The organism is Desulfonatronum lacustre DSM 10312 (assembly GCF_000519265.1).
GTDB classification, from domain to species: Bacteria; Desulfobacterota; Desulfovibrionia; order Desulfovibrionales; family Desulfonatronaceae; genus Desulfonatronum; species Desulfonatronum lacustre.
The window spans coordinates 448,227-463,461 of record NZ_KI912608.1 but is presented as its reverse complement, the minus strand read 5'-3'; the positions used below and the strand labels follow the sequence as shown (position 1 = coordinate 463,461).

Below are 15,235 nucleotides of genomic sequence, written 5' to 3'. Positions count from 1 at the left end.
TTTTCCTGTTTCGATTCCGATACCGACCCCGACCCCGATTGCCGGAACAAGAGCGGACGTAAAATGTGCTGAGCAGATACCATTTCTTTTTGATTTGAGATTTTTGGAGAATCATCCAGGGAACTCTGAAGTCATAAATCTGAAACAAACCGGCAATTTGGAAACGGCCATCTCCCTGGCTTGAAGTTTGGCGGGTCAGCCCTTGTCCCGGCCTTCCCGCAACCCCTCATAAACCTTCCTGGCCTTATCCGCCCCCAGGCCGGGCAGGGCCGTCAGCTCTTCCAGGGAGGCCCGGACCATGGCCGCGATGTCCGGATAGTGGTTCCAGAGCAGTCTGGCGGTCTTTGGTCCTACGCCGGGGATGGCTTCCAGGCGGGTGTCCAGGGCCTTGCGTTTCCGGGCTTGGCGCTGCCGGGAGATCACGAACCGATGCGCCGCGTCCCGGATCTGCTGCAAAAAAAGCAGTTCCCTGCTTCCGGGCCGAAGCGGGAGCGGATTCTTGCGGCCCGGTCGGAACACCTTGTCCTCCAGTTCCCCGCCCCGGCGGCCTGCCTTGGCCATGGCGGCCAGGTTCCAGGTTTGTTCCAGACCCGCGGCGGAACAGACTCTCTGCACGGCGGCGAGCTGCCCCAGGCCGCCGTCGATGAGCAGCAAATCCGGCCACGGCGGCCCGGCCTTGATCCGCCGCTCGGCCCAGTGGGCCAGGGCCAGGTAGTCGTCATGGGTTCCCTCCAGCTCGGGCATGGCGTGGACGCGATAGGCGTCCGTGCGCGGCCGCCCGTCCTCGAAGACCACCATGCCCACCCGGACGCCCTGCCCGCCCAGATGCGAGACGTCCACGGCCTCAATGCGCCGGACCGGGGTCGCCAGGCGCAGACCGGCGGCCAAAAGCGCGGCCAGGTCCGGCTCCCTCCGCTTCATGGCTTCCAGCGCATTGGCCTCGGCCATGTCCACCAGCCGCCGCTCGGCCTCGCCCCGGGCCGCGGTCAGGCGGACCAACGCACCGCGGCGTTCGGCCAGCAACTGGACAATGGACTCGTTCTCCACGGTTCCCGACGACAACCGCGTCGGCAGGACGATCCGCTCCGGGATGAACCGCTCCGGGCCATAGAACTGGACCAGGAAGCTCTCAAGCACCTCGCCGCCGCCGTCCTCGTCCTCCAGACCGCCGACCGCTTCACCCTCCATTCCGTCCACAGCCTGGCTCTGTTTGATTGCAGGGTGTTCCGCATTCTCGGTCAGCTGGACTTCCAGGCCATCCATCATCCCGAGGGATGCCCGCTCGTCACCTCCAGACTCTTCCACCGCGGGCCAAAAAAAACTCTTGCTATCCAGAAGCCGCCCCTGTCGAATGAACAGGACGCTCAGCCCCACGCCACGGGCGTTGCGGACCAGGCCGATCACGTCCCGGTCCAACTCGTCGGACAGCACGACCACCTGGCGTTCCAGGGTTTGTTGAATCCCTTTGAGCAGGTCGCGAATCTCCGCGGCCTTTTCGTACTCCAGCCGTTCGGAGTGGTCCTGCATGCGCTTCTTGAGAAGTGCCGCCAGCTCCTTGGATCGACCGCCCAGAAACATCCGCACCCTGCGGACCATGTCCGCGTAGTTCTCCCTGGAGACCTCCAGCACGCACGGCCCGAGGCACTGGCCCATGTGGTGGTAAAGGCAGGGCCGGATCCGGTTGCGGAACACCGTGTCCTTGCAGCGGCGCAGTTTGAACAAGCGGTGCACGGCCTTGAGGGTCTGGCGGGCGGCCTGGGAGGAGATGAACGGGCCGTAGTACAGGGCCCCGTCCTTGAGCACCCTGCGCGTCAGGGTCAGGCGGGGATATTCGGTCTGGGCGTCCAGCTTGAACAGCACGTACTGCTTGTCGTCGCGCAGGCAGATGTTGTAACGGGGACGATGCTTTTTGATCAGGCTGGACTCCAGGAGCAGGGCTTCCTTCTCCGTGGTGGTGCACAGCGTGTCCACCGCCGCCGATTTGGCGACCATGGCTCGGGTTTTGAGCGGGAGCTGCGCCGGAGGCCGAAAGTAGGACGCCAACCGGCGGCGCAGGTTCTTGGCCTTGCCGACATAGAGAATCCGCCCCTTGGCGTCCTTGAACAGATAGACGCCGGGGCCTTCGGGATGGTCACGGGAGAGGGAAAACGACCGCGGCTCTTGGCGACCAAGGTGCGAAACAACTGGTTCAGTCATGGAAGTCGATGGGGTGAAGGAAGGTGGACGAAAACGACCAGAAGCACTGCATACTAGCGCTGACAGCCTCTGACCTCAACAACCAGTATCTTCACGTGCAGTATCTTCACGTGCCAAGGTCGAGCCATCACCCACGGAAAGCGCCTTTCAATCGGCATAGCGCCCACCCGCATGCCCCCTTGTCCACGAAATCACAATCCAGTCGATAAATGACCTTTTTTTGGCTGATAATCTTGACAGCAGGCCCTGAAATAACATAAGCCCTGCCCACCTTGTTCCAAAATGTGCAAAGTTGTCCTTGCAACGCAACCGTTCCTCTTTCAACCGGGTGTTTCCCTTTAGCACAATGAACAACACATCCTTCTGGCTTCGCCACCGCGGGTTGATCCTCCAGATCCTGCTGCTATCGGCCATCTGGCTGATTCTCAGCGGCAAGCTTGACGCCATCTACCTGCTCTGGGGAGCCATCTCCATCGCTTTCGTCATCTGGCTCAGCGGCAAGCTCAACTCCATCCCCCTGGCCAAGGACGAACCTTGCGGCTCGACCCGGATCATCATCCCCAGGCTGATCGTCTATCTGTTCTGGCTGGTCTGGCAGATCATCAAGTCCGGCGTCTACGTGGCCTACGTGGTCCTGCATCCCAAGATGCCCATCGAACCGATGATCGTCCGCTTCACCTCCAAGCAGCCCAACGTCCTGGCCCGGGTCATTCTCGGCAACTCCATCACCCTGACTCCGGGCACCTTAACCCTGGACATCGAAGACGATCTGTTCACGGTCCACGCCCTGACCCGGGACACCGAGGAAGACCTGGTCAGCGGCGACATGGAAGCCAGGGTGGCCCGGCTGTACATGCGGGAGTGTGAACGTGAGGACATGTGCTGCGATATTGAACTGATCACTTCCGGACGGGGGAAATAGATGCAGACCTTTTTCATCACCATCGCCTTGGTCCTGTGCATTGCCCTGCTGATCCCGTTTTATCGGGTCTACAAGGGGCCGACGGTCTTCGACCGCCTGCTGGGATCCGCCGCTGTCGGAGCGAAGATCCTGACCCTGATCCTGCTCTTCGGCCTGATGTTCGATCGCCTGGACATGTTCATCGACATCTCGCTGGGCTACGCCATCCTGAACTTCGTCGGCGTGATCGCCATGGCCAAATATTTTCGTTCCAGCGCGAGGGCCGCGAAATGACCTTTCTTCAAGACGGACTGGCCGTCCTTCTCGTCCTGGGTGGAACGTTCTTCATGCTCGTGGGCAGCATCGGCATCAATCGTCTGCCGGACTTCTTCACCCGGGCCCATGCCTCCGGGAAAGTGGACACCCTGGGCATCTTGATGTTCCTGACCGGCTTGGCCGTATTCGAGGGATTCACCCTGAACGCTGCCAAACTCCTGCTGATCATCGTCTTCGTGGCCTTTACCAGCCCCGTCGCCGCCCATGCCCTGGCCCGCCGCGCCCTGCTCTACGGCATGAAGCCTTGGTACGGAAACCCTAAGAACGAGGGTTGATCCATGCATTGGATGATTGAATTCCTTCTTTTCGTAATCCTGATCGTTTCCGCGGTCGTCGGCCTCTCGGTCCGCAATCTGCTGGCCGCGGCGGTCATCTTGACCATCTTCAGCTTTCTCACCGCGGCGATCATGGTCTCCCTGGGGGCCATCGACGTAGCCTTCACCGAGGCGGTGGTCGGCGCGGGCGCCGTGGGTGTGTTCAGCATTGTCGCCATCCTCATGACATCAAGGAAGAGTCGAGATTGAAAACACTTCAATATTTCCTTCTTCTGGCCTTTCTGGGCATTTTGATCATCGCGGTCACGAACCTGCCGCCCCGGGGCGACGTTACGGCTCCGGTGCACCAGCACGTCAACCCCGCGGGCACACCGGTTGCTGGAACCTACTTCATCCAGCACGCCTATAAAGACACCAAAACCCCGAACATGGTCACGGTCATCCTCGCCGACTACCGGGCATTTGATACCATGGGCGAGGTCATCGTCGTCTTTGCCGGCGGGATCGCCTGCTTCTTCATTCTGAACGTTCGACGGAGGAAGCCATGAGCAGCAGAAACGTGGAATTGTGCAGCAAGGAAACGACCATGATGGCGCCCACCGAGAGCCCCATCATCCATTTGGCCAGCCGGGGCATCTCCCCCGTTATTCTGCTTATCGGCCTGTACGTTTTTTTTCACGGCCACTACAGTCCTGGAGGCGGCTTTCAAGGCGGCGTGCTTCTGGCAGCGGCGATTTTGCTGCTGCGTTTAAGCCTGGGAACCTCCCTGTCCCAGCCGATCATGCCCTCTTGGATTACCCTGCGCCTCAGCGCCCTGGGGGCGTTGATCTTCGCGGGAATCGGCCTGGTGGCCGTTCTCTTCGGAGGCAACTTTCTGGACTACCACTTTCTCCCCATGCCATGGCTCGACCCGGCCTACCTCCGCTACTACGGCATCCTGATGATTGAGGTAGGAGTAACCATAACCGTCATGACAACGCTCGTCTCCATTTACGACGACCTGTTAGGATGTTGACCATGATCGAATTCATCCAAGGCTATTACGCCTACATCTTTCTGGCCGCTACGTTCACCATCGGACTTTACGGGATGATGATGAAGCAGAATCTGATGAAAAAAGTCCTGGGCATGTCCGTGGTCGCGGCCTGTACGATCTTGTTCTGGATTGTCAGCGCCTACAAGGAAGGGGCTGGCGTCACGGTCCTGGATCCGCGTTACGGCGTGGAAAATCCTGAGCTCTACCTCAATCCTCTGCCGCACACCCTGATGCTTACCGCCATCGTCGTGGCCGTGGTCACCCTGGGCGTGGCCCTGGCTTTGCTCATCGGCATCTACCGGGAATTCAAAACCCTTGACGAACCAACCCTCCTGGAGCGGATGAAATGATCAGCTCCCAAGCTCCCGTCCTCATCCCGATCACGTTCCTCTTCGCGGCCATGCTCGTCCCCCTGGTGGGGTCCGTGCATCGCGCCGCGGCGCACCTGACCGCGGTCCTGGGATCGGCCTTGGCCCTGTATTTTTCCGTAATCGGCATGCAGGCCACCCTGGCCCAGGGTCGGATCAGCTACCACATCGCCGGTTGGATGCCGCCCATCGGGATCGAATTCGTCCTGGACCCCCTCTCCGCCTTTGTCTGTACCCTGCTTTGCGGCGTGACCTTCATCGTGATGGTCTTCGGCAAACGCAGCGTGGAATACGAAATCCCCCAGAAAGAGATCGCCTTCTACAGTCTGTCCATGCTCCTCCTGGGCGGACTGGCCGGGATGGTGATGACCGGCGACCTCTTCAACCTCTACGTCTTCCTGGAGATCGGAGCACTGGCCGGATACGCCCTGGTCGCCATCGGCGACAAGCGGGCCGTGGTCTCGGCCTTCCGCTACCTGGTCATGGGCACCGTGGGCGCGACCTTCTACCTGTTGGGAGTGGCTCTGATTTTCATCAGCACCGGCACCCTGAACATGGCGGATATCGCCGAGCTGATGCCCCTGGTCCAGGATTCACCGGCAGTGATCGTCGGCCTGGTGCTCATCGTCCTGGGCACGGCCCTGAAGATGGCCTTGTTTCCGATGCACGCCTGGTTGCCGGACGCCTACACCCATGCCTCCACCACGGCCACGGCCTTGATCGCGCCCATCGGCACCAAGGTTTCGGCCTATGTCCTGTTACGGGTCCTGTTCTTCGTGGTGGACCCGGACTATCTGCGCAACGAACTGGATATCCTCGCGATCATCGGATACCTGGGCGCGATTGGAATCATCTGGGGCTCGATCATGGCCATCTGCCAGTCCGAGCTGAAGCGAATGCTGGCTTACAGCAGCGTGGCCCAGGTCGGGTACATCGCCGTGGGCATCGCCTTGGCCTCGCCCCTGGGCTTCATCGGGGCCATCCTGCACGCCCTGAATCATGCCGTGATGAAGTGCTGCCTCTTTTTGGTCAGCGGCAACATGCGCCTGCGCCTCGGCCACAGTTCCATCCCCCAGATGACCAACGGCCTGCGCAAATCCATGCCCTGGACGTCCGCGGCCTTCACCCTGGCCGCCATCTCCATGATCGGCCTGCCGCCCACGGCCGGCTTCTTCGGAAAGTGGTATCTGGCCCTGGGCGCCATTGAACAGTCCCACTGGATTTTCCTCACGGCCCTGCTGATCAGCACCATTCTCAACGTCGCCTATTTTTTCCGGGTGATGGAGCGGATGTACCTCAAACCGCAGGAAACCGGCGGCGTGGACTACAGCGAACAGACCATCGCCCGCAATGAAGCCCCGGCGTCCATGCTCATTCCAACCCTCTTTCTGGCCATCAGCCTCCTGGTGCTGGGCTTCGCCAACGCCTGGATCGTCACCAACCTCATCGTGCCCATGATCCCCGGCTGGCTCTAAGGGACTACTAAAATGCACGAAATCGTCACCTATACGTCCTCGGTTCCCTTTCTGGCGGTCCTGGTTTCCCTGGCAGCGGTCCCGCTGATCTATGCCAGCACCAACCGGCCGAACATGCGCGAGTTCTGGACCCTGGCCGCGGCGTTCATCAAGTTCCCGTTGGTTCTGTCCCTGCTGCCCGGCGTCATGGCCGGAGAAGTGGCGGAATTCACCATTGTCCAGATCTCGGCCTCTCCGGACATCGCCCTGAAGCTGCGGGCCGATGCCGTGGGCATGCTCTTCGCCGTGGTCGCTTCGGGCCTGTGGATTCTGACCTCGTTCTACTCCATCGGCTACATGCGCGGGGCCAATGAAAAAAAGCAGACCCGCTACTTCGCCAGCTTCGCGGTCTGCCTCTCGGCCACCATCGGCATCGCCTTTTCGGCCAACCTGCTTACCTTTTTGATTTTCTACGAAATCCTGTCCCTGGCCACCTATCCGTTGGTCATCCACAAGGAAAACAAGGAGGCCATGCGCTCCGGACGGCAGTATCTGCTCTACGCCATGTCCGCAGGCGTGGTGCTCATCGCGGCCATCGGGATCACCTATTCCATCGCCGGCACGCTGGATTTCAATCCCGGCGGAATCTTCGGCGGGATCGTGCTCGACCCCGTACTGATCAAGGTGGTCTTCATCCTGTTCATCGCCGGGGTGGGCGTAAAAGCCGGCATCATGCCCCTCCAGAGCTGGCTGCCCGCGGCCATGGTCGCTCCGACACCGGTCTCCGCCCTGCTCCATGCGGTGGCCGTGGTCAAGGCCGGGGTTTTCGGCGTAATCCGGGTCGTGGGGTTCATTTTCGGACCGGAAGTGATGCATGAATTCAGCCTGAACCTGATCCTGGCCACCTTCTCCGGAGCCACGGTCATCCTGGCATCGCTGATCGCCCTGAACCAGGACGACCTGAAACGTCGGCTGGCCTATTCCACGGTGGGGCACCTGTCCTACATCGTGCTCGGCGTGGCCCTGCTCACCCCCGAGGGCTTCACCGGCGGGCTGCTGCACCTCTCCAACCACGCCACGACCAAGATCTGCCTCTTTTTCTGCGCCGGAGCCATCTACGTCAATTTGCATAAGACCAAGATATCCCAGCTGGACGGCATCGGCAGGGTGATGCCCTGGACCATGGGGGCCTTCACCATCGGGGCCCTGGGCCTGGCCGGCGTGCCGCCCATCAACGCCTTTGTCAGTAAATGGTTCCTCTGTCAGGGGGCCATGGCCGCGGACCAGACCATCATCCTGGGCATCTTCCTGCTCAGCGGTCTGCTCAACGCCGCCTACTTCTTTCCCATCGTTCAGCGGGCTTTCTTCCGCCCCGGCGGCAAGGACCTGGAAAAGCATGGGGAGGCCTCGCTGTTCATGGTCGTGCCCATCTGCATCGTCGCCACGTTGTCCGTCGTGCTGGGCCTGCAGCCCAATTTTATTCTCAACATGTATGACCTGGCAGCGGGCATCTCGCAAAGCGTCTTCCAGCTGCCGGCAATCTTCACCGCTTCGGGAGTCTGGCCATGAAAAAGTGGCACTGGATCGTTCTACTCGGCCTCACCTTGCTTTCGGTCATTGGCCAATTCATCGAACACCATTACTGGTGGGAAGCCATTCCCGGCTTTTTCGCCGTATTTGGGTTCGCCGGCAGCCTTGTGCTCATATTCGTGGCCAAATTCTGCGCGAACCTGTTCATCGCCCAGAAGCCCAACTACTATGACGCTCTTCAGCAAGACCAAGATACCGATCAGGAAGTGAACACCAATGCCCATTGAACTGCCTCCGGTTCTCGTCATGTGGCTGGGGCTGATCATCCTGCCCCTGTTGCCCAAGAACGCCCGGCCCGCGGCCTTCCTGGCATTCCCCATCGCCGCGTTGATCCTCATCCTGACCATTCCCCTGGGAACCGTGGTCACCATGCCCTTTGCCCATTACGAGTTGGTGGTCCTCCAGGTCACCCAGCTCAGTCGGGTCTTTGGGATCATCTTCGCCCTGATCGCCTTTTTCTGCGGGGTGTACGCCCTGCACATGCGCGAAACCGGGCAACAGGCCGCGGCCCTGCTGTACGCCGGCGGCGCCCTGGGCGTGACCTTTTGCGGCGACTTCTTCACCCTGCTGGTCTGCTGGGAAATCATGGCCGCCGGTTCCACCTATCTGATCTGGGCGCAGCGCACCAAGTCCTCCCAGCAGGCCGGTATGCGCTACCTGCTGTACCACCTGTTCGGCGGGAGTCTCCTGCTGGCGGGAATCATCGTCCACGCCCAGTCCACCGGCTCGCTCTTGTTGCCTGAAAGTGGATTCGCTCCCGGTGAATCCCTGGCCGCCTGGCTGATGTTCTTCGGCGTGATGATCAACGCGGCCATGGTCCCCCTGCATGCCTGGCTGCCGGACGCCTATCCCAAGGCGACCATCACCGGAGCCTGCGTTCTCAGCGCCTTCACCACCAAGGTCGCGGTCTACGTGGCCATCGTCCTCTTTCCCGGCTGGCCGATCCTGATGATCATGGGCGTGGCCATGGCCCTCTGGGGCGTGAGTTACGCGTTTTTGGCCAACGATATTCGGGCAATTCTCTCCTACCATATCATCAGCCAGGTCGGATACATGATCGCCGCCGTGGGCATCGGCACGGAATTGGCCCTCAACGGCGCCGCGGCCTTTGCCTTCAGCAATATCCTGTATAAGACCCTGATGTTCATGGCCACCGGCGCCGTGCTCTACGCAGCGGGCACCAGCAAGCTCAGCGAGTTGGGAGCCCTGGCGTCGCGGATGAAATGGGTCCTGGTCCTGTACATGGTCGGGGCTCTGTCCATCTCCGGCTTTCCGCTGTTCATGGGCTTTATCAGCAAGACCATGATCATCACCGCGGCCGGGGAAAGCTCCGCCTACGCCGTGAAGTTCCTGCTCATCTTCGCTTCCGTGGGCACGTTTCTCTCCGTCGGCATCAAGCTGCCCTACTATACTTGGTTCCATGAAGAGAAAACGCACCACGCCCAGCTGCGGCCCATCCCCACGGGCATGTTCGCGGCCATGACCGGCGTGGCCGTGCTCTGCGTGATCTACGGCGTCTTTCCCGGGCTGCTCTATGCCGAACTGCCCTATTTCATGGACTTCACCCCGTTCGCCATCCCATTGCTGGTGGAAACCACTCAGATCCTGATCTTCACGTTCCTCGGGTTCTGGCTGGTCCGGGCCAAGCTGACGCCCAAGGACAAGATCTCCCTGGACGTGGACTGGTTCTATCGCCGCTTGGCCCCGTACCTGCGCCGGTTCTTCATCGGCTGGGTGAACGTCTTCTTCGACACCGCGGAACGACTGAGCTTCCGCTTCGCCGACTTCGTATCCTTCCTTTCCTCGGACCCCATGCATGTTTTGCGTACCCTGCATCGACCGTTGCGCGACTTCGACGCGGACGCCGACCGTCAGCCCTTGAGCACGCCCATCACCCTGACCCTGCTGGTCACGGTTGCCGTAGCAGCCTGGAGCCTCTGGCGCTGATGCCCTCCATCCGCAAACATTGACCTCACCAAGCGGGCTTCGTAAAAGAAGCCCGTTTGTTTTTTCAAGTCCGACTCTTCACAGAGGGCACAGCCAGCCGAAAAAGGACGTTACATGAGATATTCCGTAAATATCCAAAAAACCGATGAAGGATATTCCGTTCGGGTGCCCGGCCTCCCAGGGTGCTGGTCGCAAGGGGCCACGGAAGAAGAAGCCCTTGAGAATATCAAGGAAGCCATTGAGGACTATGTTCATGTCATGGACTTGCTGTCCGCGGAAAAGGAAGTACGGTACGTAGAAGTCGCTCATGCCTAAACTTGCCGGGATCAACCACCAACGAGCCGTTAAAGCTTTTGAAAAATGCGGCTTCCGGGTTGTTCGAACAAGAAAACATATCACCATGACCAACGGCGAGAGGATTCTGACCATCCCTCGCGCAAATCCCGTGGATGCCTTCACCATGGGCGGAATTATCAGGGATGCGGGGTTGACGGTTGACGAGTTCAAAAAACTTGTCTGACATGCTGCCCCTCTTCAACCAACTGACCATACTGCCTCCTCCACCGCGATTCAAACCGCTTACCGCGTTGCTTCACGCCTCCATCTTTTGTCCGATGCGCATACGCGAATACTTGCCCATACTTTTTTCAACCACATGAAGGAGCACCATTTTGCCGTGCCGTGAATTACGCTATGCCTCGAAGGACGACTGGCGGGCCTTGAATGATTGGCTCAAGGGGCGTTGGAGTCCGGATCTCTCCATGGAACAACGGGTTCGCGACATTTTAACCCAGGTCCGGGAACAAGGGGACGAGGCCCTGGTCGACTACACCCGCCGCTTTGACTGCCCCGACTTTCAGGCGGATATGATCCGCGTTCCAGAGGCCGATCTGTCCGCGGCCCTGGCCTCCATCCCTTCGGAAGACGTCGCCATCCTGGAAGCCGCCATCGGCAATGTGCGCGGTTTTCATGAGCAGCAGGTCCAACGCTCCTGGTTCCAGACCAAGCCGGACGGAACCATCCTCGGCCAGATGGTTCGGCCCGTGGAGCGGGTGGGCCTGTATGTTCCCGGGGGCCAGGGCGGGACCACGCCCTTGATTTCCAGCCTGATCATGAACGCCGTTCCGGCCCAGGTGGCCGGAGTGGACGCCGTGGCCGCGGTTTCCCCGCCCCGGGCCGATGGGACCCTGGACGCCTATATCCTGGCCACCGCGGCCCTGCTGGGCATCACCGAGGTCTACCGCCTGGGCAGCGCCTGGGCCGTGGCCGCTTTGGCCTTCGGCACCGGGACGGTACCGGCGGTGGACGTCATCGCCGGGCCGGGCAACATCTACGTGACCACGGCCAAGCGCCTGCTGGTGGGCCAGGTTGGCATCGACATGATCGCCGGGCCCAGCGAGATCGCCATCCTGGCCGACGCTTCCGCCAATCCCGAATGGGTGGCCGCTGACATGCTCTCCCAGGCCGAACACGACCCCCTGGCCGCCTCCATCCTCGTCTCCGACAGCCAGTCGCTCCTGGACAACGTCAAGGCCGCGCTCTCCAGGCAATTGGCGGAACTCCCGCGTTCGGAAACCGCCGCGCAATCCCTGGCTGACTGGGGCGCCCTGATCCTCGTGCCCGACATTCGTGTCGGCACGGAGTTGATCAACCTTCTGGCCCCGGAACACCTGGAACTGTGCGTGGACGATCCCTGGCGGCTTCTGGGACTGATCCGCAACGCCGGGGCCGTATTCATGGGCCATCACTGCCCGGAACCCATCGGCGACTACTTCGCCGGACCAAATCACGTCCTGCCCACCATGGGCACGGCTCGCTTCACTTCCGGCCTTTCCGTGGACAACTTCATCAAGAAATCCAACATAATCGCCACGTCGTGCGCGTATGTCGCCGAACACGGCCCGGCCGTGGCCCGACTGGCGACGCTGGAAGGGCTGGACGCCCACGCCCGCTCGGTTCTACAAAGAGGCTGAACCGCCATTAGGCAGGCACTCCGTCATCCAAAATGCCGAATCACGGAGGCAACTGCTCCAAAATCGTCACGCATGCGGACTGACGGATCAAGTGCTTGGAGTGACAAGAGTTGACTTTTTTCTTCCCGCCAACAATGTATTGCCCGTGAATCACCAAGAAGAACGCCCATCAACCCCAACCCACTGATCGCGGAAAACCATGAAAATCCTCAGTCAAACATCCCTGCCTGAAATTAAGCTGCTCTCCCGCGGCAAGGTTCGAGACATCTACGAAGTCTCAGCGGACACCCTGCTCATCGTAACCACGGACCGGATGTCCGCCTTCGACGTGGTCCTGCCCGATCCGATCCCTTACAAGGGCGTGGTCTTGAACAAAATCACCCTGTTCTGGATGGATCGGATGCGCGCCGTTGTCCCCAACCATCTCCTGGCCGCCGATGTCGCCGACTTTCCCAAGGCCCTGCACCCCTATGCGGACCAACTGGAAGGTCGGTCCGTGCTGGTCCGCAAGGCGGCCCCGCTGCCGGTGGAGTGCATCGTGCGCGGCTACATCACCGGCTCCGGCTGGAAGGACTACCAGGACACCGGCATGGTCTGCGGGCACCAACTCCCCTCGGGGCTCCAGGAATCCCAGGAACTGATCCCACCGCTGTTCACCCCCTCCACCAAGGCCGAGGTGGGCGAACACGATGAGAACATCTCCGTGGCCAAGGCCGCGGAACTCCTGGGGCAGGAGCGGTTCGCCGCCGTGGAGCGCATTTCCCTGGACATCTACTCCCAGGCTCGGGAATACGCCAAAGGCCTGGGCCTGATCATCGCGGACACCAAGTTCGAGTTCGGTCTCGTGGGCGACGAGCTGTTGCTCATCGACGAAGTCCTGACCCCGGACTCCTCCCGGTTCTGGCCCCAGAAGGGCTACGCTCCGGGCCATTCCCAGCCCAGCTTCGACAAACAATACCTGCGGGACTGGCTGACCAAAAGCGGCTGGAACAAAAAAGCGCCCGGCCCGAACCTGCCCCCGGACGTCGTTGAGCAGACCCGGGACCGCTACCTGGACGCCTACGCCATGCTCACCGGCCAACGGCTGGAACTTCCCTGACCCATCTCCCAATAACCTTTCCCTGAATATTCTTTCGGTCCCGCGAACACCATCAAAGGAGACTCGCATGCTCGTATCCGGAAAAAAGGCACTGATCTTTGGCGTGGCCAACGATCGCAGCATCGCCTACGCCATCGCCAAGATCTTCAAGAATCAGGGCGCGTCCATCGCCCTGAACTTCGTCAACGCCGCCATCCGCAAACGGGTTGAGCCCATCAACGAGGAGTTGGGCGGGGACTTCATTTTTCCCTGCGACGTGACCAAGGACGAGGAAATCGCCTCCGCTGCCCAGATTGTCGCCGAAAAATGGGGCGGCGTGGACATCCTGGTCCATTCCGTGGCCTTCGCCAACCGGGACGACTTGGCCGGACGCTACGTGGACACCTCCCGCGCCGGCTTCGCCCTGGCCTTGGACGTGTCCTGCTACTCCCTGGTGACCCTGTGCAAGGCCTTCGAGCCCCAGATGTCCGAGGGCGGGTCGGTCATGGCGCTGAGCTACTACGGCGCGGAAAAGGTCATTCCCAACTACAACGTCATGGGCGTGGCCAAGGCCGCCCTGGAGGCCAGCGTCCGCTATCTGTCCGTGGACATGGGCGCGCGCGGGGTCCGGGTCAACGCCATCAGCTCCGGCCCGCTGAAAACCCTGGCCTCCTCGGGCATCTCCGGGATGAAGCAGATCTTCAAGCACGTCGAGGACCGCGCGCCCCTGAAGCGCAACGTGACCCAGGAAGACGCCGCCGGTCTGGCCTTGTTCCTGGCCTCGGACTTTTCCACCTGCATCACCGGAGAAACCATCTACGTGGACGCCGGCTATAACATCATGGGCATGTGACACCTGGTCCACGATCTCAAATCGTGCTCGTGCTCAATAAAGCGGTGTTCCTTATCGAAATCGCAATCGCAATCGAAATCGAAATCGATTCCGAACACCGCAACCGGCTGAACACGAGCACGATTTTCCCGGCCATACTGAGCTATTGCGCATGCGTCTCCTCTCCCCACCTGCCGCGCTGTACCGCGCATTGATGGCCCTGCGCGCCGCCGCCTACGTCCGAGGCGTTTTCTCCGCATGGCGACCGCCCCGGCCCTGCATCAGCGTGGGCAACGTCCGCTGGGGCGGCACGGGCAAGACCCCGGTCTGCGCCTGGTTGCTGAATTGGGCCGCGGAGAACAACAAGCAATGCGTGCTGCTGACCCGCGGCTACCGCGCCCATCCTCCCCGCCTTCCTTTCCTTGTCGAATCGGACGCCTCCCCGCATGAAGCCGGTGACGAGCCATTGCTGCTGGCCCGTTCCAACCCGGCTGCCAGGATCGTGGTGGACCCCAAACGCGCCCGGGCCGGAAAATGGGCCTGGGACGCATGGCAACCGGATCTGTTCCTGCTGGACGACGGATTGCAGCACATGGCGGTGGCCCGGGACGTGAACTTGGCGCTGCTGACCCTCCAGGACCTGGACACCGACTGGAACAGAGTCGTGCCCAGCGGCCCCTGGCGCGAAGGCCCCTCCGCTCTGTCCCGGGCGGACGCCTTCCTGATCAAGCTGCCGGACCTGAAGATGATGAACGCCAGCCTACGGGAACGGATCGACCACCAGCTTGGAACGTACAAAAAACCGATCTTTTTTTTCACCCCGCTGCCCCTGCTCCTAACCAACCTCCGCACCGGAGAACGCCGGGATGATCTGCCCTCCCAAGCCGAGGGACGCTACCTCCTGTTCAGCGGCGTGGCCGACCCGTTGTCCGTGGAGCACACGGCTTCAACCTTCCTGGGCCGCAAGCCGGTCCGCTTCGACGCCTTTGCCGATCACCATCCCTTTTCCGCCAAGGACGTCGCCCGGCTGGCCCAAAAAGCCGCAACCGCAAACACGGATCACCTGGTCTGCACGGCCAAGGACGCCGTCAAAATCCGCGACGTACTGCCCCAGGAACAGGAGGCGAACCGAGGGCCGATCCAGGCGCCGCAGTGGTGGAGCCTGGACATGTCGGTCCGATTCGCGCCGTTCACCACCGACGCTCCCCGGTTCGAGGACTGGCTGGAACGCCGCTTGACCCAGGTATGA

18 protein-coding genes are annotated in these 15,235 nt (G+C 61.1%); 17 read left to right on the top strand and 1 reads right to left on the bottom strand.

Annotated elements, in window-relative coordinates:
- Window positions 1–195: 195 nt before the first annotated feature.
- Window positions 196–2,196, bottom strand: coding sequence for an excinuclease ABC subunit UvrC (gene uvrC, locus DESLA_RS18210; protein WP_035261239.1), 2,001 nt, complete (start codon window positions 2,194–2,196; stop codon window positions 196–198).
- Between the two features lie 346 nt (window positions 2,197–2,542).
- Here uvrC and DESLA_RS18205 point away from each other — a divergent pair, with 346 nt between their 5' ends.
- The 17 genes from DESLA_RS18205 to lpxK all read left to right on the top strand — a co-directional run bounded on the left by DESLA_RS18205 (window position 2,543) and on the right by lpxK (window position 15,235).
- Window positions 2,543–3,118, top strand: coding sequence for a Na+/H+ antiporter subunit E (locus tag DESLA_RS18205; protein WP_156932837.1), 576 nt, complete (start codon window positions 2,543–2,545; stop codon window positions 3,116–3,118).
- Window positions 3,119–3,391, top strand: a complete 273-nt coding sequence (locus tag DESLA_RS0102130; protein WP_028571203.1) for an MrpF/PhaF family protein — start codon at window positions 3,119–3,121, stop codon at window positions 3,389–3,391. It begins immediately after the preceding gene.
- On the top strand, window positions 3,388–3,708 hold the full coding sequence (mnhG, locus tag DESLA_RS0102125) for a monovalent cation/H(+) antiporter subunit G (protein WP_028571202.1): 321 nt from the start codon (window positions 3,388–3,390) through the stop codon (window positions 3,706–3,708). The genes DESLA_RS0102130 and mnhG overlap by 4 nt, the downstream gene beginning before the upstream one ends.
- A gap of 3 nt (window positions 3,709–3,711) precedes the next feature.
- Complete coding sequence (locus tag DESLA_RS0102120; protein ID WP_028571201.1) at window positions 3,712–3,957, top strand: hydrogenase subunit MbhD domain-containing protein; 246 nt, start codon at window positions 3,712–3,714, stop codon at window positions 3,955–3,957.
- The gene (mbhE, locus tag DESLA_RS0102115) at window positions 3,954–4,256 is read left to right on the top strand and encodes a hydrogen gas-evolving membrane-bound hydrogenase subunit E (protein ID WP_028571200.1); all 303 of its coding nucleotides are present in this window, start codon (window positions 3,954–3,956) and stop codon (window positions 4,254–4,256) included. Before DESLA_RS0102120 ends, mbhE begins: the two co-directional genes overlap by 4 nt.
- The gene (locus DESLA_RS0102110) at window positions 4,253–4,723 is read left to right on the top strand and encodes an MnhB domain-containing protein (protein WP_084031816.1); all 471 of its coding nucleotides are present in this window, start codon (window positions 4,253–4,255) and stop codon (window positions 4,721–4,723) included. The genes mbhE and DESLA_RS0102110 overlap by 4 nt, the downstream gene beginning before the upstream one ends.
- A gap of 2 nt (window positions 4,724–4,725) precedes the next feature.
- Window positions 4,726–5,094 (top strand): cation:proton antiporter subunit C, encoded by a 369-nt coding sequence (locus tag DESLA_RS0102105; RefSeq protein ID WP_028571198.1) that lies wholly within the window; start codon window positions 4,726–4,728, stop codon window positions 5,092–5,094.
- Window positions 5,091–6,587, top strand: coding sequence for a complex I subunit 5 family protein (locus DESLA_RS0102100; protein WP_028571197.1), 1,497 nt, complete (start codon window positions 5,091–5,093; stop codon window positions 6,585–6,587). The genes DESLA_RS0102105 and DESLA_RS0102100 overlap by 4 nt, the downstream gene beginning before the upstream one ends.
- Before the next feature lie 12 nt (window positions 6,588–6,599).
- Window positions 6,600–8,135, top strand: a complete 1,536-nt coding sequence (locus DESLA_RS18200; protein ID WP_035261233.1) for a monovalent cation/H+ antiporter subunit D family protein — start codon at window positions 6,600–6,602, stop codon at window positions 8,133–8,135.
- Window positions 8,132–8,383 carry a hypothetical protein gene (locus DESLA_RS18195; RefSeq protein WP_035261231.1) on the top strand — a complete coding sequence of 84 codons (252 nt, stop codon included), beginning with the start codon at window positions 8,132–8,134 and terminating at the stop codon, window positions 8,381–8,383. Before DESLA_RS18200 ends, DESLA_RS18195 begins: the two co-directional genes overlap by 4 nt.
- Window positions 8,373–10,103, top strand: coding sequence for a Na(+)/H(+) antiporter subunit D (locus DESLA_RS18190; protein WP_035261228.1), 1,731 nt, complete (start codon window positions 8,373–8,375; stop codon window positions 10,101–10,103). The genes DESLA_RS18195 and DESLA_RS18190 overlap by 11 nt, the downstream gene beginning before the upstream one ends.
- 114 nt (window positions 10,104–10,217) lie before the next feature.
- Complete coding sequence (locus tag DESLA_RS0102080) at window positions 10,218–10,418, top strand: type II toxin-antitoxin system HicB family antitoxin (RefSeq protein WP_028571196.1); 201 nt, start codon at window positions 10,218–10,220, stop codon at window positions 10,416–10,418.
- Window positions 10,411–10,623, top strand: a complete 213-nt coding sequence (locus DESLA_RS0102075; protein ID WP_028571195.1) for a type II toxin-antitoxin system HicA family toxin — start codon at window positions 10,411–10,413, stop codon at window positions 10,621–10,623. Before DESLA_RS0102080 ends, DESLA_RS0102075 begins: the two co-directional genes overlap by 8 nt.
- 151 nt (window positions 10,624–10,774) lie before the next feature.
- Complete coding sequence (hisD, locus tag DESLA_RS0102070; protein ID WP_028571194.1) at window positions 10,775–12,076, top strand: histidinol dehydrogenase; 1,302 nt, start codon at window positions 10,775–10,777, stop codon at window positions 12,074–12,076.
- A 199-nt stretch (window positions 12,077–12,275) separates the two neighbouring features.
- Window positions 12,276–13,175: a phosphoribosylaminoimidazolesuccinocarboxamide synthase gene (locus tag DESLA_RS0102065; RefSeq protein ID WP_028571193.1), complete on the top strand. Its 900-nt coding sequence runs from the start codon at window positions 12,276–12,278 to the stop codon at window positions 13,173–13,175.
- A 67-nt stretch (window positions 13,176–13,242) separates the two neighbouring features.
- Window positions 13,243–14,007, top strand: a complete 765-nt coding sequence (locus DESLA_RS0102060) for an enoyl-ACP reductase FabI (protein WP_028571192.1) — start codon at window positions 13,243–13,245, stop codon at window positions 14,005–14,007.
- A 151-nt stretch (window positions 14,008–14,158) separates the two neighbouring features.
- The gene (gene lpxK / locus DESLA_RS18185; RefSeq protein ID WP_051434297.1) at window positions 14,159–15,235 is read left to right on the top strand and encodes a tetraacyldisaccharide 4'-kinase; all 1,077 of its coding nucleotides are present in this window, start codon (window positions 14,159–14,161) and stop codon (window positions 15,233–15,235) included.